We start from the raw sequence: 20376 nt of genomic DNA, 5'->3' as shown, positions 1-20376 counted from the left end.
AGAAACTCACATGCGTCCGACGCCCATCAGCAACGATTCACCTTCCCGATTCTTTCAGCGCGCGCTTCGCTGGCTTTCCATCGCGATGCTCGCGACCGCGCTCGCCGCCTGCGGCGGAGGCGACGACAACTCGAGCAGCAGTTCCAGCGGCAGCAGCGGCTCCGGCAGCGGCTCGTCGGGAACGGGCAACCAGCCGATCGTGGCCAACGGCAGCAACGCCGTCCCGATCACCGTCAACAAGGGTGCTGCGAACTTCGTGAACATCCCGAACGTGTCCGTGACGGTTTGCGCGCCCGGCACGTCCAAGTGCCAGACCATCGACAACATCCAGCTTGACACCGGGTCGTATGGACTGCGCATCGTCAGCTCCGCGGCGTCGCAGGTGCTCGGCAGCCTGCCGGTCAGCACCGCGCAGGCGGGCGGCCAGCTCGCCGAATGCACGCAGTTCGCCGACGGCTACACATGGGGCACCGTGCGCTCGGCCGACGTGAAGATCGGTGGCGAAACGGCATCGAACATTCCGGTGCAGGTGATCGGCGACCTCGAACCTTCGACGGTGCCGTCGAGCAGCTGCGTGAGCGGCAGCGACGAGCGCACCACTGACGACATCGGCGCGAACGGCATCCTCGGCGTGGGCAACGCGACGTACGACTGCGGCGTGAAGTGTCTGGACGCGGCGCAGAGCACGTACTACTCGTGCCCGGGCGGCACGAACTGCACGGCGACTGCCACGCCGCTCACGCAACAGGTCGTCAACCCGGTCACGCGCTTCGCTGCCGACAACAACGGCGTGATCGTGCAGTTGCCGCCTATCGACGACAACGGCGCCGCGTCCGCGAGTGGCACGCTGGTGTTCGGCATCGGCACGCAGAGCAACAACACGCTGACCGGCGTGACCAAGTTCGGCACCGACGGCTTCGGCAACCTGAGCGGCAGCTACAAGAACAATTCGGTGACGACCTTCTTCGACACTGGATCGAACGGCACCTTCTTTGCCGACAGCTCGATCACGGCTTGCTCGTCGTCGACGTTCTACTGTCCTTCGTCGGCACAGTCGCTCTCGAACGCGATTCGCGGCAGCGACGGCACCTCTGGAACGGTGACCTTCAAGGTGATCAGCGCGCGGTCGCTGACGTCGAGCGGCTCGAAGTTCGCGTTCAGCACGCTGGCCGGTAACTTCGGCGACTCGAACTTCTTCGACTTCGGACTGCCGTTCTTCTACGGTCGCCATGTGTATGTCGGCTTCGACCAGCCGGGCACTGCGCCTTACGTGGCGTTCTGACACCACGCGTCGGCTCGCGCCTCGGCGTGAGTCGAAACAAAAAGGCCCCGCGAGATCTCGCGGGGCCTTTTTCATTTGTGCGACGCCTGTTCGGTCAATCGTGACCGCCGCGCGGCTTGCGCGGCGCGCGCTCGAAGACGAGGTCGTAAGCCCAGCGCGGCAGAACATGGAGCAGCGCCCCCGCGACACGCATCTGCCACGGAAACGTCGCGTAGCGGACCTGGCGCGCGATGGCGTCGGCGGTCTTCGCGGCGAACTTGTCGGCGTCCATCAGGAAGGGCATCGGATAGGGGTTGCGCGCGGTCATTTCCGAGCGCACGTAGCCAGGCGCAATCGTGACGACGGCGACGCCCTGCGGCCGCATTTCGACGCGCAGTGCTTCCAGATACTTCGCCGCCGCCGACTTCGACGCGCTGTACGCGCCCGAACCCGGCAGGCCGCGCACGCCCGCGACACTCGCAATGCCGACCAGCGTGCCGCGCCTCGCGGTGGTCATCGCGGCGACGAACGGCTCGAAGGTCGCGACTATGCCGTAATAGTTGACGTCCATCACGTCGCGGAACGTCTGCAGATCGCCGTGGCCCGTGAGCGCGCCGCGGCTGATGCCGGCATTCGCGATCACGATATCGGCCGGTCCGTGTTCCGCGACGAAGCGCGCGGCGGCGCCGGCGAGCGCGTCGGCATCGCGGACATCGGCGGGATAGATGGAGATGGGGGAATCGGGAAAGCGCGCGGCGAAAGCTGCGAGCGATTCGGCGCGGCGGGCGACGAGGCCGAGAGCGGCCCCGCGCCGGACATATTCCTCGGCGAGCGCGAGGCCGATGCCGCTCGATGCGCCGGTGATGAAGACCTTCAGTCGGACTGCGTTCATGCGGCGCGCGGTGCGTCACATCTTCTTCGCGCGGATCTGGGCGATCAGATAGTCGAGCACCTGCGTGGTGCCGGGCAGGCTGTTGGTCTGGGACGGTCCGGTCACGTACTTGCCCTGCACGATGAGCGTCGGCACCCCGTCGATCTTGTAGTCCTGCAGGAGTTTGCTGTCGCGCTGGATCGCGCTCTGCGTCGAGAACGAGTTGTACGCGTCCATGTACTTCTTCTTGTCGACGCCCTGCGTCGCGAGGAAGTCGGCCTGCGCTTGCGGCGTCAGCAGATAGTTCTTCTTCACGTGAATTTCGTTGAAGATCGCGGGCGTGAGCTTTTCCGCGACGCCAAGCGCGACGAGCGCGTGATACATCTTCGAGTGCGGAATGAAGTCGTCACGAAAGGCGACCGGCACGCGCTTGAACACGACGTCCGGGCCCTGCTTCTTTTCCCAAGCTTCGAGATACGGCTCGAACTCGTTGCAATGTGGGCAGCCGTACCAGAAGAACTCGATGACTTCGACCTTGCCTGCGGCATCGACGGGCTGGGCCGCCTGCAGCACGGTGTAGTCCGTGCCCGCGACAGGCGCGGCTGGCGACGCGTGAGCCGCGTTCATGGCGCTCATCGCGCCGACTGCGATACCGAGGGAAACAGCAAGCGCACTGAACAGTTTTTTCATGATGACGGGAGAAGGTGCGTGGAGGAATGCGTGAGCACGTAAGTGGGACACAGGACGCTTAAGCCACACTTAAGCGTTGGTTCCAGTCCGCGCCCCTGGATGGCCAGGGGGCGCGGCGCGCGAGGCTTACTGCTTCGAGAAACGGATCACCGCGGTATCGACGCCGGCATCCGAAAGACGCTGGCGCACGTTGTTCATGTCCTCAAACTTCGTGAACGGACCGATGCGCACGCGATAGTACGTGACACCGCCCGCATCGCGTTCCGTGACCTTTGATTCGAAGCCCTGGAAGCCGAGCCGTGCACGCTGTTGCTCGGCGTCGGCCTGAGTCTTGTACGCGCCGACTTGCAGGAAGTAGCCGGTGTTCGCGTCGCCGGGAGCGGGCGGGGCGGCCTTCGCCGTCGCGGCGCCGGACGTGCCCTTGGCACCCGACGCGCTCGCCGTGCTGGTGGCGCTCGGCGCGCTCGCCGGCTTCTTCGTTGCGACGGCGCCGGAGCCTTGCGCCGGTGCGCCCGGCTTGGGAGCGACGGCCGCACCATTGCCGGAGGGCGGCACTTCGACGATCTGCGGCTCTTCCAGCATGCCCGACGACTGCGTCTGGTTGTTGGTCTGGCCCGGCGCGGTGTTCGGCGGCGCGGGCTGCGCGGCTTGAGGCACGGGTTGTCCGGGCGTCTTGCCTTGCAGCGGGCGGTTCGGGTCGTAGGGCTGGGCGGCGGCGGGCGCCGAGCCCGATTCGGCTGGCGGCGCGACCTTCGCGACGAACGGCGTGGGCGCGCGCGTGATGTAGAGCGCGACGATGACCGCGATCGCCAGGCCGACAATCAAGCCCAGCACGATGCCCAGAAAGGTGCCCCCGGTTTGCTTCGACTGCTTCGACGTGCGGCGTGGTTTTGCCATCGTATGAATCACCTGCAAAAAGTCTTCTGATCGGCCGACGATTATAACGGCGGCCCGAAGCGGACCAGCGCGCGACATCGCCGCCCGAGCGCGCCGAAAAATCCGAATTGCGCGACGGGCGGTGAAGCCGATGCACCGGGGTGTCGTTTAAAGCATTTACATCTTGGCCGGAGCGGACACGCCGATCGTAGCTAGGCCGTTTGCGAGCACCTGGCGCGTCGCCGCGAGCAACGCGATACGCGCATTGCGCGGCGCCTCTTCATCGACGAGAACGCGCTCCGCATTGTAGAACGAGTGGAATTCGCCAGCGAGGTCGCGCAGGTAGAACGCGACCGCGTGCGGCGCCAGTTCTTCCGCGGCGTGCGCGAGCATGTCCGGATATTCCGCGAGCTTGTTGAGCAAAGCCATCGCGCGTTCGCTGTCGAGCGGCGCGAGGTTCGCGTTCGCCGCCTGCGCGAGCTCGCCGTTGTAGCGCGTCTGCCAGTCGGAGAGAATCGTGCTGATGCGCGCGTGCGCGTACTGCACGTAATACACCGGATTTTCGTCGTTCTGCTTGAGCGCGAGGTCGATGTCGAATACGAACTCCGTGTCCGCCTTGCGCGAGATCAGGAAGAAGCGGACCGCGTCGCGGCCGCGGCGGATCGTTTCCTCGTCGAGCTGGTCAGGCGCCGTTTCGCTGCCCGGCGCCATGCCGCCCGACCACTCGATCAGGTCGCGCACCGTCACGTAGCTGCCCGCGCGCTTCGAAATCTTCACTTCCTGGCCGTCGCGCATCACGGTGACCATCTTGTGCAGGACGTAGTCGGGATAGCCCTTCGGAATGCCGATGCCGAGTCCCTGCAAGCCCGCGCGCACCCGCGCGATCGTGCCGTGATGGTCCGAGCCCTGCACGTTGATGACCTTGGTGAAGCTGCGTTCCCACTTCGCGCGGTGATACGCGACGTCCGGCACGAAGTACGTGTAGGTGCCGTCGGACTTGCGCATCACGCGGTCCTTGTCGTCGCCGTCGTCGGTGGTGCGCAGCCATAGCGCGCCGTCCTGCTCGTAGGTCTTGCCGGCCGCGATCAGCGCATTCACCGTCGCCTCGACGCGGCCTTCCTTGTACAGCGACGACTCCAGATAGAACTGGTCGAACTTCACGCCGAACGCAGTCAGGTCCATGTCCTGTTCGTGGCGCAGGTAGGCGACCGCGAACACGCGGATCGCTTCGAGATCGTCGACGTCGCCGCGGCCTTTCACCGGCTCGCCGTCCTTCGCCGCGACGGTCGCGCCCGCCATGTAGTCGCTGGCGATGTCGGCGATGTATTCGCCGTTGTAGGCCGCTTCCGGCCAGCCGGCGTCGCCGGGCTTGAGGCCGCGGGCACGCGCCTGCGTCGAGATCGCGAGGTTGTTGATCTGCACGCCAGCGTCGTTGTAGTAGAACTCGCGGTGGACGGCGTAGCCCTGCGTTTCGAGCAGGTTCGAGAGCGCGTCGCCGAGCGTCGCCTGACGGCCGTGGCCGACGTGCAGCGGGCCGGTCGGATTCGCCGACACGAACTCGACCAGCACGCGCTTGCCTTCCTCGCGCGACGAGCGTCCGTAGGCCGCGCCCTCGGCGAGCACCGCCGGGACCACGGCTTGCTTCGCGGCAGGAGCGAGACGCAGGTTGATGAAGCCCGGGCCGGCGACTTCGGCGCTCTCGACGAGGCCCTGCGCGGCCGGACTGGCGAGCACGGCATCGACGATCTGCTGCGCGAGCTGGCGCGGATTGGCGCGCAGCGGCTTGGCGAGCTGCATCGCGACGTTGCTGGCGACGTCGCCGTGCGCGGCGACCTTCGGGCGTTCGAGGACGATGGCCGGTTCGACGAACGCGGCTTCGGATGCGCCCTCTCTGGCGAGCGCGACTTGCTTGACCGCGTCGGTGAGGAGCGTTTCGAGAGTGAGTTTGTGTGCGGGCAGCATGCTGAGTGTGATCCAGTGGACCGGGTCCAGTGTGATGTGGCCGGCGCGGGCGCGTAATGTTTCAGCCCGCGCGCCGGCAAAGAGCGCGACCCAACCCGGGCAGGCGGATGTGGATGCGGCGGCTTCTCGCGCGCTCCACACTTTGCGACGATTCCGATTGCCCCGGATGTCGAAACCGGATTTTAGCAGGTGCTAATATGTCGAATCAGGGTCGCTGTCAGGGAAACACTCAGGGAAACAGTGGGGAAACCCACGCTTCGGGGCGCATGTGTCCGATACGCCGCCGACGCGTTTCGCTAACAACCCAACATAAGGAAAAGGACCTTGCCATGCTGATCACTTTCAAAACCAGTGCTGCGCCCGACGTGATGATGCTCGATAACCTGGCGGAGTATCTGCTCGGCATCATCGGCAAACATCTGAGCGCGCGCGGGGTCATCACTCATGACGAGCTGCCTGCTGCGATTCAAAAGCTGGAAGCCGCTGTGGTCGTCGACAAGAAAGAACGTGCCGAGCACGACGGGCATTTCCACGAAGGCGAAGAAGGCCACGAGCCGCACGAAATCCCGATCGGCCTCGCGCAGCGCGCCTACCCGTTTCTCGACATGCTGCGCCTGGCACAGAAGGCGAACACAGACATTCTGTGGGGCGTCTGACGCGCAGCGCTGCGCGTGCCGGATTAAGGAAGCGCTGAATACCGTCGTCATCGTGGAGCGCGCTCGCGCAAAAAAACCCGCATCGGCGACGATGCGGGTTTTTTCTTCCTGGCTCTTCTCGTTGCTGCCTGCGTCCTGCGCTACGGGGAACCGCAAAGCCCGGTGACCTGCGTTACTGCGTCTGACCGTTGGTATCCGCCGCGGGCGCGCTCGCGCCTTTCTTCGCCTTGGGTTTTTTCGGCTTCTTCTTGTGCTCGGTCATCGGCGGGGAATACGACGACACGCTGCTCGCCGGCTGCGCGAACGCAGCGGAACCGGACGTGAACAGGATGGCTGCGGCAACGGCCAAAACGGGCGTCAGCTTCTTCATGCGGCTTTCTCCGTGACAAAGATATGCGTGACCGTCGCCATGACGGACATTCGCAACGCCAAGTCTACGGAAATAAAAAAGTTCTGGCCGCGCTGCGCGTTGTTTTTCCGTATCACGCGGCGCGTATGTTCATGAGGCGTTTAACCGCGCGTTTCATAGCAGCGGAGCGAGCGCGCGCTCGGCGTCCGTCTTCGACAACGCCATGCGTTGCGCGAAACTTTCCACCTGATCGCCGCCGATCTTGCCGACCGAAAAATACGTGCTGTCCGGATGCGCCATATAGAAACCGGACACGCTCGCGGCCGGCAGCATCGCGAGCGATTCGGTGACGCTCATGCCGATTTCGCTAGCTTGCAGCACGTCGAACATGTCCTTCTTCACGAGGTGGTCCGGGCATGCCGGATAACCCGGCGCCGGACGGATGCCGCGATATTTCTCTGCGATCAGCGCCTCGTTGTCGAGAGTTTCGCTGGCCGCGTAGCCCCACAGTTCGCGCCGCACGCGCGCGTGCAGCGCTTCGGCGAACGCCTCGGCGAAGCGGTCGGCCAGCGCCTTCAGCATGATCGCGCTGTAATCGTCGTGATCGGCTTCGAACTGCTGTTCCTTCTTGTCGACGCCGAGACCCGCTGTCACGGCGAACATGCCGATGTAATCCGCGACGCCCGACTCCTTCGGCGCGATGAAGTCGGCAAGCGACCGGTTCGGGCGCATCACGCCGTCGACCACCGGGCGCACGCTCTGCTGGCGCAGGTTGCGCCACGTCAGCGCGACTTTGGTGCGCGATTCGTCGGTATAGATTTCGATGTCGTCGTCGTTCACGGTGTTGGCGGGCAGCAGCGTGACGACGCCGTTCGCCGTGAGCCAGCGGCCCTGGATGATGCGCGAGAGCATCGACTTGCCATCGGAGAACACGCGCCGCGCCGACTCGCCGACGATCTCGTCGTTCAGGATCGCCGGATACGGGCCCGCCAGATCCCAGGTCTGGAAGAACGGCGCCCAGTCGATGTAGTTGGCGAGATCCGCCAGATCGTAGTTCCTGAACACGCGCCGGCCGATGAACGTCGGCTTCTTCGGCGTGTAGCCCGCCCAGTCGATCTTCGTGCGGTTCGCGCGGGCCTCGGCGTAGGTCACCATCGGCTGCGCTTTCTTGTTCGCGTGCTGCGTGCGGATGCGGTCGTAGTCGGTCTTCAGGTCGTCGAGATACTTCGCCGCGCCTTCGTCGGACAGCAGACTCGACGCCACCGAAACGGAACGCGACGCGTCCGGCACATAGACCACCGGCCCTTCGTAGTGCGGCGCGATCTTCACGGCCGTGTGCACGCGCGAAGTGGTCGCGCCGCCGATCAGGAGCGGCGTCTGCTTGCCGCGGAAGTAGTCGTCGCGCTGCATTTCGGACGCGACGTAGGCCATCTCTTCGAGGCTCGGCGTGATGAGCCCCGACAGGCCGATGATGTCCGCGCCTTCCTCCTTCGCCTTTTGCAGGATGGTCGCGCAGGGCACCATCACGCCCATGTTGACCACTTCGAAGTTATTGCACTGGAGTACCACCGACACGATGTTCTTGCCGATGTCGTGCACGTCGCCCTTCACGGTCGCGATCACGATCTTGCCTTTCGGGCGCACGTCGGCGCCGGCGTCGGCCATGCGTTTCTTCTCTTCCTCGATGAACGGGATCAGATGCGCGACCGCCTGCTTCATCACGCGCGCCGACTTCACGACTTGCGGCAGAAACATCTTGCCCGCGCCGAACAGGTCGCCGACGATGTTCATGCCGTCCATCAGCGGCCCTTCGATCACGTTGATTGGACGGCCGCCCGCCTTCTCGATCTTCGCGCGCACTTCTTCCGTATCTTCGACGATGAAGTTCGTGATGCCGTGCACGAGCGCATGCGAAAGGCGCGCCTCGACCGGCTGGTTGCGCCATTCGAGGTTCTCTTCCTTCTTTGCGGCGCCGGTCTTGAACCGGTCGGCGCTTTCGAGCAGACGGTCGGTGCCGTCCTCGCGACGGTTCAGCACCACGTCCTCGACGCGTTCGCGCAGTTCCGGATCGAGGTCCTGATAGACGCCCAGCTGCCCCGCGTTGACGATGCCCATGTCCATGCCGGCCTGGATCGCGTGATACAGGAACACGGTGTGGATCGCCTCGCGCACCGGGTCGTTGCCGCGGAACGAGAACGACACGTTCGACACGCCGCCGCTCACCTTGGCGTACGGCAGGTTCTGCTTGATCCAGCGCGTGGCGTTGATGAAATCGACGGCGTAGTTGTTGTGCTCTTCGATGCCAGTCGCGATCGCGAAGATGTTCGGATCGAAGATGATGTCCTCGGGCGGAAAGCCCACTTCGTTCACGAGGAAGTCGTACGAGCGCTTGCAGATTTCGGTCTTGCGCTGGAAGGTGTCGGCCTGGCCCTTTTCATCGAAGGCCATCACGACGGCCGCCGCACCATAGCGGCGGATCAGCGTCGCGTGGTGGCGGAACGGCTCCTCGCCTTCCTTCAGCGAGATCGAGTTTACGATTGCCTTGCCCTGCACGCACTTGAGGCCGGCTTCGATCACCTCGAACTTCGACGAGTCGATCATGATCGGCACGCGCGCAATATCCGGCTCCGAGGCGATCAGGTTCAGAAAGCGGACCATCGCCGCCTTCGAATCGAGCATTGCCTCGTCCATGTTGATGTCGATGACCTGCGCGCCGTTCTCGACCTGCTGGCGCGCGACGGCGAGCGCCTCGTCGAACTGGCCGTTGAGGATCATGCGCGCGAAAGCCTTCGATCCGGTCACGTTGGTGCGCTCACCAACGTTGATGAAGAGGGAGCCTTCGGTGACGTTGAACGGTTCGAGGCCGGAAAGGCGCATCGTGTGATCGGTCATGGTGTGCTGTGCGGTATGGTTGTCGTTATGGGGCCGAAATCAGGCGGCGTCGCGATAGTGCGACGGCCACTTGCGCGGCTTCACATCGGCAAGCGCCTTCGCGATCTCCGCAATGTGCTCTGGCGTCGTCCCGCAGCAGCCGCCCGCGAGATTCACGAGCCCCGCTTCGGCGAACTCCTTCAGCAGGCCGGACGTCACATCGGGCGTTTCGTCGAAGCCCGTATCGCTCATCGGATTCGGCAGGCCCGCGTTCGGATAGCACGACACGTACGTATCGCAGAGCTTCGCCAGTTCGGCGATATACGGACGCATCAGCGCGGCACCGAGCGCGCAGTTCAGGCCGAACGTCAGCGGCCGCGCGTGACGCAGCGAATTCCAGAATGCCTCGACGGTCTGTCCCGAAAGAATCCGTCCGGACGCATCCGTGACCGTGCCCGAAACCATGATCGGCAGGAGTTCGCCGGTGTCCTCGAACAACTGGTCCAGCGCGAAAAGCGCGGCCTTCGCGTTCAGCGTGTCGAAAATCGTCTCGACCAGGAAGAGATCGCAGCCCGCTTCGAGCAGCGCCTTCGCCTGCTCGTAGTAGGCCTCGCGCAACTCGTCGAAGGTCACGTTGCGCGCACCCGGATCGTTCACGTCGGGCGAGATGCTTGCGGTCTTCGGCGTCGGCCCGATCGCGCCCGCGACGAAGCGCGGCTTGTCCGGTGTCGAGTGTTTGTCGCACGCCTCGCGCGCGACCTTCACCGATTCGCGGTTCATCTCGGCGGCGAGTTCTTCCATGCCGTAGTCGGCCTGGGCGACGCGCGTTGCACCGAAAGTGTTCGTTTCGACGATGTCGGCGCCGGCCGCGAGGTACTGGTCGTGGATCTCGCGAATGACCTGCGGCTGCGTGATCGACAGCAATTCGTTGTTGCCCTTGATGTCGCGCCCGTAGTCCTTGAAGCGCTCGCCGCGATAGGCTGCCTCGTCGAGCTTGTAGCGCTGGATCATCGTGCCCATCGCGCCGTCGAGTATGAGGATGCGCCGTTGCAGCAGCGCGGGCAGCGTCGCGCCGCGCGTGTATTCGCGGCGTGGCGGGCGTCCGGCGGTGGCCGGGGCGGTTGAATTGGCGGTCTCGTTCATGACAGGCAAGGCTCGCACCAGGTAAGAAGTTAGCCTGTCATTGTAGCCGGACGGCCAGAAGGCCGTCGCCGCCACGAGAGGCTCGACGGGCAAGGCGCGCCCATCTGGCAAAAAGCCCCGGCGCATTGCGCGCCGGGGCTTCGTGGGGGTGTCACCTGTGAGGTCGATGCGGCTCTGGGCGCCGCACTCTGTGACCCGTTGGTCGAGTCAGTGAAGGATCACCGGCTGGTTCATCAGAACGTCGAACTGACCCAGGAACTCGTCGACATCTTCGAGCGACGGTTCTTCTTCGATCAACTTCTGGACATGTTCGCGAAACTTGGCCGCCAGCGCGCCATCGATGAAGATTTCGCGCTGAGTGTTCTTGTCGACGATCTCGTAGCCGCCGGCCTTCATCGCCAGATGGTTGTCCTGCGGCGGGAACTCCACAACGCAATAGTTAGGGCTGTTGTAGATCATTTGCATGGCGACACTCCTTATTCCTGTTGCTCCTGGCATCCTGCACCATAAGTGGAGCGCTTGGGTTGGAATTCAAGGGGTGGCCTCGACGTGTTGCCAGAAGCCCATCGAGGCTTTCTTTTAGACAGAATTGCGCAAAAATGTTCCAAGAAGCGCGGTAAATTGCGTTGAGGACTCGATCGGGGACAGATGCGCCGCGTCGAGTGTTTCAAAAAGCGCACCCGGCACGGTGTCGGCGATCAGCCTGGAAGCAGCATTCGGCGTGCCCGCGTCGTGCCTTCCGGCAACGACGAGCGTGGGCTTTGCCACCGAACCCAGTTTTTCGCGTACATCGAAATCGCTAACGGCCTCGGCAGCGCGCGCGAAACCCTCTGGTGGCGTGCGCAGGATCGTTTCGCGAATCTGCTCGACCACTTCGGGATGCCGTTGCCGGAACTCTGCCGTGAGCCATCGTTCGAGTGTTGCTTCCACAATACTCGCTGCGCCGTTTTCGCGCACGGATGCCGCGCGCTGCCCAAAAATGGGACGTGCGTCTTCAGGCGTGAAGGCGGGCGCGCCCACGACGGTCAAAGTATCGACAAGCGAGCCGTGGTCGACGGCGAACTGTTGCGCGACCATCCCACCAATCGACAGGCCGACCACGTGCGTGCTCGGTGCGCCGAGTTTGTGCAGTAGTTCGGCGAGGTCGTCGGCGAGATCCCTGATGTTGAACGCGCCGGGCGACACCGCCGTCTCGCCGTGGCCGCGCAGGTCATAACGCAGCACGGTGTAATCGTTGCGGAAATAGCCGGCCTGCTGGTCCCACACCGACAGGTCGCCGGCCAGCTGGTGGATGAAGGTCAGCCATGGGCCGCCGCCTTCGTTGCTCAGCACATAACGCGTGTCGATACCGTTGATCGTCACCTGCATGTTGGCTCCGTAAAAATGCGATTGCGGATGGCGCCCTGCTTACTTCATCCCGATCGGGCCCCGGTCATCGCTAGGGTTTCTCGGGCTGTAAGGCCGCGGGCGCGGATTCGTCTGACGCATCTGTCGTGCCCGGGCCGCTAGTTCCGGTGCCATCGGGTGCCGGTGCGGCGGGCGGTTGCAGCTTGCCGCGCCACACCAGTTCAATCTGCAGGCCGTTCGGCTCGGTTTGCACGATGCGCGCCGGCAGCCAGCCGAGCGATGGCGCGAGCCACACGTCGATTCGACGGCGATCGCCCTCGCGGCGGGGCAGACGCGTAAAGTGGCGCGCGCTCATCGCGCCGCCGCGAGCCTGCACGGTTTCATCGCCGACAGTTTCGAACGACCAGACTTCGTTGCTGTCGTTATCCGCAACGCTGAACTGGCGCGCCACGCCCGGCGTGTACTTGTCGGGGGCGCCCCGCACGAGGCTCGCGAGTTGCATGAACACGCTGAAGCGATCCTGCGCGCCATCGGCGAGCGGCTGGCTCGCTGGCGTGCGTGTGTAGACGAGTTGCTTCGACTCGCGATTGAAGATCGTGACGTCGGCGGCGCGGCGGCCGCGTTGCTCGGAATACTGCTCGGGCGCGATGCCGAAGCCGTCGAGGTGGCCGTGGCTCGAATAGACGTAAGGGCCGACGAACGGAATCGGGATCGAGACGACCATCTCGTAGTGCTGGCCGTCGTTGATCCAGTGGATCGTGCCCGTCTGGTTCATCACGCCGTTCACGAGCGTGTCATAGCGCAGCTCGCCCGTTGGCGGGACGTCGAATTTGTCGCCGGATGCGGGGGGCGCCGATTTCGCTGATGCGTTTGCCGTCGCATTCGCCGCCGATGCCGCAGCGGCCTGCGAGGCCGCCGCTGCGCTGGCCGCGCCAGGCGCGGCGGCGGGCTGCGCACGGGCGTCGTCGCGCGCAACGCTCAATACCGGTGCAGCCGGCTTTGGCTGCGGCGCGGCGGGTTTCGGCGCTGGCTTCGGCACGGCCGGCGGGGCAACGGGCGCCGCGGGCGCTGCGGGCGGCGGCGCCTGTTCGACCGGCTTCGGCGTGAGCAGCGCGACCTGCACCGGCACGTCGTCGGCGGGTGGCGGGTTCGACGCGTTCCCGTTGCGCCCGACCCAGCGTGCCGCACTCCAGTGCAACGCGACGACCGCGAGCAGCACCAGCGCCCAGCGGCCCCAGCGGCGCGGCGGCCGGGAATCCGGGGGACGGGAAGCGCCGCTGCGCGGCTCGCCATCGGCGGGGCGCGGGCGGCGTAAGGGGAAAAGCGGCATCGGAACGGGCTTTGTGTGCGTGGCGAACGCGTGCGAACGCGGGGAAAGGGGCAAACGCTTATGACACGCCCCGCGAAAGCGATGTTCCGCGCTTTCGCATCGCGTTACGTTACGTCACGTTAGCGTCGATTGCGGGTCAGCGCTCCTGCTCGGAGTATCCCAGTTGATATGAAAGATCCGCCGCGCATGCGCGTAGCGCGGAATCGATTTCACCGCCCCAGCGCGTATCGAACGCGCCTTCGTGTCCGAGTGCGATCAGCCCGAGCGCGAGATCGCCGGTCGAATCGAAGACGGGCGTGCAGAACGCGTGGATCGTCGGCAGCAGCATGCCTTCGATGCGCGCCGCGCCATGTTCGCGCACCTCGGCGAGTAGCGGTTCGATCTCCGCCATCGTCTTGCGCGTCGCCGCGAGTTCGCGCTCGAGCATCGCTTGCGTCTTGCTGCGCGGCAGATACGCGGCGAACAGCAGCCCGGTCGCCGACGAAAGCAGCGGCATCACGTCGCCGAGTTTCAGCGACGCCTTCGCGGGATAACTCGATTCCATCCAGTGAACGACGGTCGGTCCCTGGTTGCCCCACACCGCGATGCCGACGGTCTGATCGAGCCTGTCGCGCAGTTCGGAGAGTGCGATGCGCGCGAGCTTCACGCCATCGACGCGCGCGAGCCGCGCAAGTCCCATCTGCAACGCGAAGCCGCCGAGTTCGTAGCGCCCGGACACCGGGTCCTGCGATGCGAGCCCAAGCCGCTGAAAACTCACGAGATAGCGATGCGCCTTCGCCGGGCTCATGCCGGCGCGCTGCGCGAGATCGCGCAGCATCATCGCGCGCGGTTCGTGAGTCAGGACGTTGAGCAGCCGGAACCCGACTTCGATCGACTGGATGCCGGAGCGCGCCTTTTCTTCGCCGCCTTCAATGGCGTCGGCGGTTTCGGAGGTGTCATCGGTTTCGTCGGCGGACTGGGGAAATTTGGAGGACATGGGAAATTTGCGAGCGAGCGGCGTGCCCCGCCCCGGATTCACCATCGTAAAATAGATTTCCCTCATCGTCATCCCACACCACCAAGTCACCCTATGAAACTTGCCACGCTGAAGGACGGCACGCGCGATGGTCAGCTGATCGTCGTTTCCCGCGACCTGCGCACGGCGGCGATCGCGGATGCGATCGCCGGCACGCTGCAGCGCGCGCTCGACGACTGGACCTTCTACGCGCCGCAACTGCTCGATCTCTACGAAGCGCTCAATCAGGGCCGCGCGCGCAACGCGTTTTCGTTCGACGCGAAGTCGTGCATGGCGCCGCTGCCGCGCGCGTTCCAGTGGGCCGACGGCTCTGCTTACGTGAATCACGTCGAACTCGTGCGCCGCGCGCGCGGCGCCGAGATGCCGCCCGAGTTCTGGACCGATCCGCTGATGTACCAGGGCGGCAGCGATGACTTCATCGGCCCGACGGACGACATCGTGTGCGCATCGGAAGCGTTCGGCATCGACTTCGAGGCAGAAGTCGCCGCGATCACGAGCGACGTGCCGATGACCACGAAACCCGACGAAGCGCTCAGGCATGTGCGCCTCTTGATGCTCGTCAACGATGTTTCATTGCGCCACCTGATTCCCGCCGAACTCGCGAAGGGCTTTGGGTTCTTCCAGAGCAAGCCGGCGACTGCGTTCTCGCCGGTCGCCGTGACGCCCGACGAACTCGGCGACGCGTGGCGCGAAGGCCGCGTGCATCGCCCGATGATCGTGCACTGGAACGGCAAGAAGGTCGGCCAGCCCGATTGCGGCACGGACATGGTGTTCCACTTCGGCCAGCTGATCGCGCACGTGGCGAAAACGCGCAACGTGCGCGCCGGATCGATCGTCGGATCGGGCACGATCTCGAACAAGGATGCAAAGCGCGGCTATTGTTGTATCGCGGAGAAGCGGTGCCTCGAAACCATCGAGCACGGCGCGCCGCAGACCGAGTTCATGAAGTTCGGCGACAGCGTGAAGATCGAAATGTTCGACGAAGCCGGCAAGTCGATTTTCGGCGCGATCGACCAGGCAGTCGTGGCCCTGCACGAGTGAGCGTGGCCACAGGGCGCAACGGGTTTCGCCCGATGCGCCAACGCTTCCGGGCGCCTTACACTTGCCCGGCAGCTTGAGATGCACAACAAAAACGAAAACGGAGACTTCGAAATGCAGCGTTGGCGAACAGGCCTGAAACGGTGGGTGGTCGGTGTATCGATGGCGATTTCGGCGGGCGCCTTCGCGCAGACGCCGCATGTGAAGATCGGGCTCGTGCTCTCGCTGACGGGGCCGGCCGCATCGCTCGGCATCCCCGCGCGCGACACTGTCGCGCTCTTGCCGAAGGAAATGGGCGGGCGCCCTGTCGACTACATCGTGCTCGACGATGCGTCCGACACCACGCAAGCCGTGCAGACCACGAAGAAGCTGATTTCCGAAGACCACGTCGACGCGATCATCGGATCGTCGATCACGCCGAACTCGCTTGCGATGATCGATGTCGTGGCCGAAGGCGAGACGCCGATGATCTCACTGGCGTCATCGTCGAAGATCATCGAGCCTGTCGACGCCAAGCGCCACTGGGTATTCAAGACGCCGCAGACCGACGCGATGATGGCGTCGGCCATCGCCGAGCACGCGAGCAACCACGGCGTGAAGACGATGGCGTACATCGGCCAGGCCGATGCGCTCGGCGAGACGTTCTATGTGGAAGTCGCGAAGTTCGCGCAACTGCACAAGATCGCGATGGTCGCGAACGAGCGCTTCAACCGCACCGATCCGAGCGTGACCGGCCAGATCCTCAAGATTCTCGCGGCGAAGCCGGATGCGGTGGTCGTCGGCGCGGCGGGCACGCCCGCGGCGCTGCCGCCGAAGACGCTCGCGATGCGCGGCTACAAGGGCAAGATCTACCATAACCACGGCACCGGCAACCGCGACTTCCTGCGCGTGTGCGGCGCCGACTGCAACGGCACGTTCCTGCCGACGAGCCCGGTGCTCGTCGCCGCGCAACTGCCGGACGATCATCCGGCAAAACGCCTTGCGCTCGCGTACATCAAGCTGTACGAGGCGCAGCACGGGCCGGGCTCGGTGTCGGCGTTCGGCTCGTATACGTGGGACGCGGGCATGCTGCTCGACCGCGCGATGCCCCTCGCGATCAAGGCGGGCGCGCCCGGCACGCCGGAGTTTCGCCGCGCGCTGCGCGACGCGCTCGAAGGCACCAAAAATTTCGCCGATACCAACGGGCTCGTGAACATGTCGGCGACCGATCACATCGGCCTCGATCAGCGCGCGCGCGTGATGGTCGAGATCAGCGACGGCAAGTGGGTGTATCAGCCGCGCTGACAGCCTCTTTCAAAGGAAGCGCCATGAGCGATGACCTCTCTTTCTATGCGCAGTACACGTCGCTGAAGTTGCGGCGCCATCCGCACGGCGTGCTCGAAGTCGTGATGAGCGGCGCGGGCACGAACAAGAGCAGCCTTGCGACCGCCGACGCTAACATGCACCGCGAACTCGCGGACATCTGGCGCGATATCGACCGCGATCCGGACACCCGCGTCGCGCTGATCCGCGGCGAGGGCAAAGGCTTCTCGGCGGGCGGCGATCTCGATCTCGTCGAAGCGATGGCGTCCGACTTCGACGTGCGCACGCGAGTCTGGCGCGAGGCGCGCGATCTCGTCTATAACGTGATCAACTGCAGCAAGCCCATCGTTTCCGCGATGCACGGGCCAGCGGTCGGCGCGGGGCTGGTCGCGGGATTGCTGGCCGACATCTCGATCGCCACGAAGACGGCGCGCATCATCGACGGCCATACGCGGCTCGGCGTCGCGGCGGGCGATCACGCGGCGATCGTGTGGCCGCTCTTGTGCGGCATGGCGAAAGCGAAGTATTACCTGCTGTTGTGCGAGCCGGTGAGCGGCGAGGAGGCGGAGCGCATCGGACTCGTCTCGCTCGCGGTGGATGAAGGCGAACTGATGCCGAAGGCGATCGAAGTGGCGAACCGGCTCGCCGCCGGCTCGCAGACGGCGCTCCGCTGGACCAAATACGCGCTGAACAACTGGCTGCGCTCGGCGGGCCCGACTTTCGATGCGTCGCTCGCACTCGAGTTCATGGGCTTTTCCGGGCCCGACGTGCAGGAAGGCATGCGCTCGCTGCGCGAGCGGCGTCCGCCCGATTTCCCGGACGGCTCGCCGTTCTGACCTTGACGAAGGATCATTGCGCGATGCGCGGCGTGACACTCCTCACGCGCCGCATCGCTTACCGAAGGAGATTCGCATGACCGATACATCCGGCGGTACGCCGCCCTTTGGCGCCTTTTCCGGCATTCCCGGCTTTTCACAGGCCGACATGATGGGAAAGATGTGGGAGCTGATGCGCCTCAATCCCTTCACGGCCGCCGCGATGCCGGGCGGAACGCAGGGCGTCGGTCCGTCGCTCTCGATGATGTCCGACATGCTCGCGCCGCTCTCGAACATCGAGGAACTCGACAAGCGCGTGACCGACATGCGCGCAATCGAGCAATGGCTCAAGCTCAACCTGAACATGCTGCAATCGGCGATTCAGGCGCTCGAAGTGCAGCGCGCCACGCTCGCGACGCTGCGCGCGTTCGGAGCGTATGCGCAGTCGTCGGTGGAAAAGGCGCAGGCGCCGGCGCCCGCCGAGAAGCCGAAAGCATCCGGCTGGCCGATGACGAGCGCGAGCACGAGGAGCGAAGCGCCGAAGCAGGCGCCGCTGCCCGAAGCGCGGAAAGACGAGAAGCCGGAGGGAGAAGACGCCAGTGAAACAGCGTTCGATCCTTCGGGATGGTGGAACCTGCTGCAGACGCAATTCAATCAGCTTGCGGGCATCGCGATGGCGCAGGCCACGCAGGCGGCACAAGCGGTGACGCCGGCTGCAAGCCCGTCCGCGAGTTCGGCACCGGCTTCGGCTACCTCGGACGAGAAGGACGAGGGCTTGGCGGCTTCATCCGACGATTCCGCCGCCGACGCAGACGCGGCAGCGAAAAAGGCGTCCGCAAAAAAGCCCGCGCCGCGCAAGAAGTCCGAGTGAACGGCTCTCGCGAGGCCACGGCCGGCTGATTCGTGCCCGACGTGCACGGCGCGCGCCGTGCACGCGTCGAAGCGTTACTGCGACATCGACGACGAAGCGCCGTGCTCCATGCCCATCGCGCCTTTCTTCTCCTTCTGGGGCTTTTTCATCGAGTCTTTCTTCATCGCGTCGTGGGACATGCCGTCCTTCGACATCGAGTCCTTGCTCATCGAGTCGTGCGACATCGCGTCGCCCGCCATCGCGCCGCTCGCCTGAGCGAACGCCATCGAACCGGAAAAAGCCAGCGCTGTAGTGATCGCTGCGGTGATCAGAAATTTCATGTCGACCTCATATCGTGTGAGAAGCTGTCCGGACGAGCCGGGGTGAATCGAAGTTGCGTCGCGGCGGCCAAACGAGTGGCAAAACGAATGGCATTTCGCCGCGTCACGAGCCTCCGAACCAGTTGTATCCCTGATCGACCCAGTAGCCGCCAGGGAACGTGTTGCTGACGAAGATCTCCATGACGTGCTTCGGATTCTTGTAGCCGAGCTTGGTCGGCATGCGCAGCTTCATCGGGAATCCGTATTTCGCGGGCAGCGTTTCGCCGTCGTAGGTGAAGGTGAGGAGCGTCTGCGGATGCAGCGCGGTCGCCATGTCGATGCTTTCGTAGTAGTCGTCGGCGCATTTGAAGCCGACGTATTTGGCGCTCGTGTCGGCGCCGACGCGTTTCAGGAACTCGGAAAACGGCGTGCCGCCCCAGCGTCCGATAGCGCTCCATCCTTCCACGCAGATGTGCCGCGTGATCTGCTCTGCGTGCGGCAGCGCGTAAAGCTCGGGCAGCGACCAGACGCGCTTGTCCGCCACGAGCCCGCTCACCTTCAGGCGAAAGTCTTCGCCGTCGACTTCGGGCGCGTCCTCGATGACGTAGAACGCGTTGAACGGAAACGGCCTCGTGAGTTCGGCGCGCGTATAGGTCGGGGCGAGGCGGTTCGGATCGTAGATCCACGCCTGCACGCCGTCGTTCAGGCGCGAGACGCGCGTGAGGAATGTCTCGACCGACTTGTTGTCGGAAATGCCGCAGCCGGTGAGCATCGCGAGGCCGCCGAGCGAAAGCAGTTGCTTGCCGAAGAGGCGTCGCGCGGGCATTTCGAGTTCGCGCCGTGCGTCGATCAGGAGCGACTCGCGATCGATGCCGGGCGCGATCGGTGTCTCCTTGCGGCGGGGTTTGGCGGATGTCATCTTCCGTTCTCCAGCTTGGTCTGTGCGTGAGGGGTCAGCGGCCGCGGATCATCGTGAGGAGCGAGCGCGGCACGAGCGCGACCATCGCCACATGAACGACGATGAAAGCCACCAGCAGCGACATCGCGACGAAGTGCACAATGCGGGCATTGTCATAACCGCCCATCAGTTCGCGCAGGTGCGGAAACTGCACCGACTTCCAGATCACGAGACCCGACAGCACGAGCACGATGAGATCGACTATCGCGAAGAGGTACGCGAACTTCTGCACCGCGTTGTAGCGGGCGAGGTCGTCGTGGGCGAGGTGGCCCGTCAGCGCGAGCCGCAGGTCGCGGAAGATCGCGCCCGGCGACACCGGCAATAACTTGCGAAAGAGACGGCCGGTGGTGAGGTTCATCGCGAGGTAGAAGAGGCCGTTGAAGAACAGCAGCCACATCGCCGCGAAGTGCCATTGCAGCGCGCCGCCGAGCCAGCCGCCGAGCGTGATGCCAGTGGGAATCGTGAAGCCCTTGAATACCGGCGACGCGTCGTAGATGCGCCAGCCCGAAAGAATCATCAGGATGACGGCGATGGCGTTGAGCCAGTGCGAGATGCGCAGCCACGCCGGCTGAATAACGGCGGCGCGTGCGGGCGAGCCGCCGGGAATGGCTGCATGCGACTGTTGCGCGGTCATTTTGGTTTCCTTTAAGCTGGTCGTCGTTCTGCGATTACCCTGCAGCACGGTTCTTTGAGGATTAGTCGTCGGGCGGGGCGGCGTATTA

The 20376-nt window shown here is 64.7% G+C and carries 20 protein-coding genes; 6 read left to right on the top strand and 14 right to left on the bottom strand.

Annotation, left to right across the window (positions count from 1 at the left end):
* The first annotated feature begins 10 nt into the window (after positions 1–10).
* On the top strand, positions 11–1282 hold the full coding sequence (locus AWB81_RS10520) for a DUF3443 domain-containing protein (RefSeq protein WP_062634927.1): 1272 nt from the start codon (positions 11–13) through the stop codon (positions 1280–1282).
* A 94-nt stretch (positions 1283–1376) separates the two neighbouring features.
* Here AWB81_RS10520 and AWB81_RS10515 read toward each other — a convergent pair whose 3' ends face one another.
* From AWB81_RS10515 to argS, 4 genes are all read right to left on the bottom strand, one after another.
* Positions 1377–2153, bottom strand: coding sequence for an SDR family oxidoreductase (locus tag AWB81_RS10515; RefSeq protein ID WP_062634925.1), 777 nt, complete (start codon positions 2151–2153; stop codon positions 1377–1379).
* 15 nt (positions 2154–2168) lie between these two features.
* Entirely contained in the window at positions 2169–2822 is a 654-nt protein-coding gene (locus AWB81_RS10510) for a thiol:disulfide interchange protein DsbA/DsbL (protein WP_062634923.1), read from the bottom strand.
* 126 nt (positions 2823–2948) lie between these two features.
* Entirely contained in the window at positions 2949–3719 is a 771-nt protein-coding gene (locus AWB81_RS10505; RefSeq protein WP_087134885.1) for an SPOR domain-containing protein, read from the bottom strand.
* 156 nt (positions 3720–3875) lie between these two features.
* On the bottom strand, positions 3876–5660 hold the full coding sequence (gene argS, locus AWB81_RS10500) for an arginine--tRNA ligase (RefSeq protein ID WP_062634921.1): 1785 nt from the start codon (positions 5658–5660) through the stop codon (positions 3876–3878).
* 329 nt (positions 5661–5989) lie between these two features.
* Here argS and AWB81_RS10495 point away from each other — a divergent pair, with 329 nt between their 5' ends.
* Positions 5990–6316, top strand: a complete 327-nt coding sequence (locus tag AWB81_RS10495) for a DUF1840 domain-containing protein (RefSeq protein WP_062634919.1) — start codon at positions 5990–5992, stop codon at positions 6314–6316.
* Positions 6317–6488: 172 nt separating this feature from the next.
* On the opposite strand, the gene AWB81_RS10490 is transcribed toward AWB81_RS10495, so the two are convergent.
* The 7 genes from AWB81_RS10490 to AWB81_RS10460 all read right to left on the bottom strand — a co-directional run bounded on the left by AWB81_RS10490 (position 6489) and on the right by AWB81_RS10460 (position 14332).
* A complete protein-coding gene (locus AWB81_RS10490) occupies positions 6489–6686 on the bottom strand; it encodes a hypothetical protein (protein ID WP_062634917.1) in 198 nt (65 codons plus the stop codon).
* 153 nt (positions 6687–6839) lie between these two features.
* Complete coding sequence (gene metH / locus AWB81_RS10485; protein ID WP_062634915.1) at positions 6840–9557, bottom strand: methionine synthase; 2718 nt, start codon at positions 9555–9557, stop codon at positions 6840–6842.
* A 39-nt stretch (positions 9558–9596) separates the two neighbouring features.
* Positions 9597–10679 carry a homocysteine S-methyltransferase family protein gene (locus AWB81_RS10480; protein WP_062634913.1) on the bottom strand — a complete coding sequence of 361 codons (1083 nt, stop codon included), beginning with the start codon at positions 10677–10679 and terminating at the stop codon, positions 9597–9599.
* Between the two features lie 207 nt (positions 10680–10886).
* Entirely contained in the window at positions 10887–11144 is a 258-nt protein-coding gene (locus AWB81_RS10475; RefSeq protein ID WP_062634911.1) for a BTH_I0359 family protein, read from the bottom strand.
* A 114-nt stretch (positions 11145–11258) separates the two neighbouring features.
* The gene (locus tag AWB81_RS10470; RefSeq protein WP_062634909.1) at positions 11259–12047 is read right to left on the bottom strand and encodes an alpha/beta fold hydrolase; all 789 of its coding nucleotides are present in this window, start codon (positions 12045–12047) and stop codon (positions 11259–11261) included.
* 70 nt (positions 12048–12117) lie between these two features.
* Positions 12118–13356, bottom strand: a complete 1239-nt coding sequence (locus AWB81_RS10465; RefSeq protein ID WP_062634907.1) for a DUF3108 domain-containing protein — start codon at positions 13354–13356, stop codon at positions 12118–12120.
* A 136-nt stretch (positions 13357–13492) separates the two neighbouring features.
* Complete coding sequence (locus tag AWB81_RS10460; protein ID WP_374730479.1) at positions 13493–14332, bottom strand: IclR family transcriptional regulator; 840 nt, start codon at positions 14330–14332, stop codon at positions 13493–13495.
* Positions 14333–14425: 93 nt separating this feature from the next.
* Between AWB81_RS10460 and AWB81_RS10455 the strand changes: the two genes are divergently transcribed.
* The 4 genes from AWB81_RS10455 to AWB81_RS10440 all read left to right on the top strand — a co-directional run bounded on the left by AWB81_RS10455 (position 14426) and on the right by AWB81_RS10440 (position 18397).
* A complete protein-coding gene (locus AWB81_RS10455; RefSeq protein WP_062634902.1) occupies positions 14426–15412 on the top strand; it encodes a fumarylacetoacetate hydrolase family protein in 987 nt (328 codons plus the stop codon).
* Positions 15413–15571: 159 nt separating this feature from the next.
* Complete coding sequence (locus tag AWB81_RS10450; RefSeq protein WP_235025758.1) at positions 15572–16693, top strand: ABC transporter substrate-binding protein; 1122 nt, start codon at positions 15572–15574, stop codon at positions 16691–16693.
* 23 nt (positions 16694–16716) lie between these two features.
* Positions 16717–17547 (top strand): enoyl-CoA hydratase/isomerase family protein, encoded by an 831-nt coding sequence (locus tag AWB81_RS10445; RefSeq protein ID WP_062634899.1) that lies wholly within the window; start codon positions 16717–16719, stop codon positions 17545–17547.
* A 76-nt stretch (positions 17548–17623) separates the two neighbouring features.
* On the top strand, positions 17624–18397 hold the full coding sequence (locus tag AWB81_RS10440) for a PhaM family polyhydroxyalkanoate granule multifunctional regulatory protein (protein ID WP_062634897.1): 774 nt from the start codon (positions 17624–17626) through the stop codon (positions 18395–18397).
* 74 nt (positions 18398–18471) lie between these two features.
* Here AWB81_RS10440 and AWB81_RS10435 read toward each other — a convergent pair whose 3' ends face one another.
* The 3 genes from AWB81_RS10435 to AWB81_RS10425 all read right to left on the bottom strand — a co-directional run bounded on the left by AWB81_RS10435 (position 18472) and on the right by AWB81_RS10425 (position 20288).
* Positions 18472–18717 (bottom strand): pentapeptide MXKDX repeat protein, encoded by a 246-nt coding sequence (locus tag AWB81_RS10435; RefSeq protein ID WP_062634895.1) that lies wholly within the window; start codon positions 18715–18717, stop codon positions 18472–18474.
* Positions 18718–18820: 103 nt separating this feature from the next.
* Positions 18821–19615: a molybdopterin-dependent oxidoreductase gene (locus AWB81_RS10430; protein WP_062634887.1), complete on the bottom strand. Its 795-nt coding sequence runs from the start codon at positions 19613–19615 to the stop codon at positions 18821–18823.
* Between the two features lie 34 nt (positions 19616–19649).
* On the bottom strand, positions 19650–20288 hold the full coding sequence (locus AWB81_RS10425) for a cytochrome b/b6 domain-containing protein (protein ID WP_062634885.1): 639 nt from the start codon (positions 20286–20288) through the stop codon (positions 19650–19652).
* Positions 20289–20376: the final 88 nt, after the last annotated feature.

It is taken from the genome of Caballeronia arationis, assembly GCF_001544975.2.
Lineage (GTDB): Bacteria > Pseudomonadota > Gammaproteobacteria > Burkholderiales > Burkholderiaceae > Caballeronia > Caballeronia arationis.
This window is presented reverse-complemented; position numbering and strand designations above follow the sequence as displayed.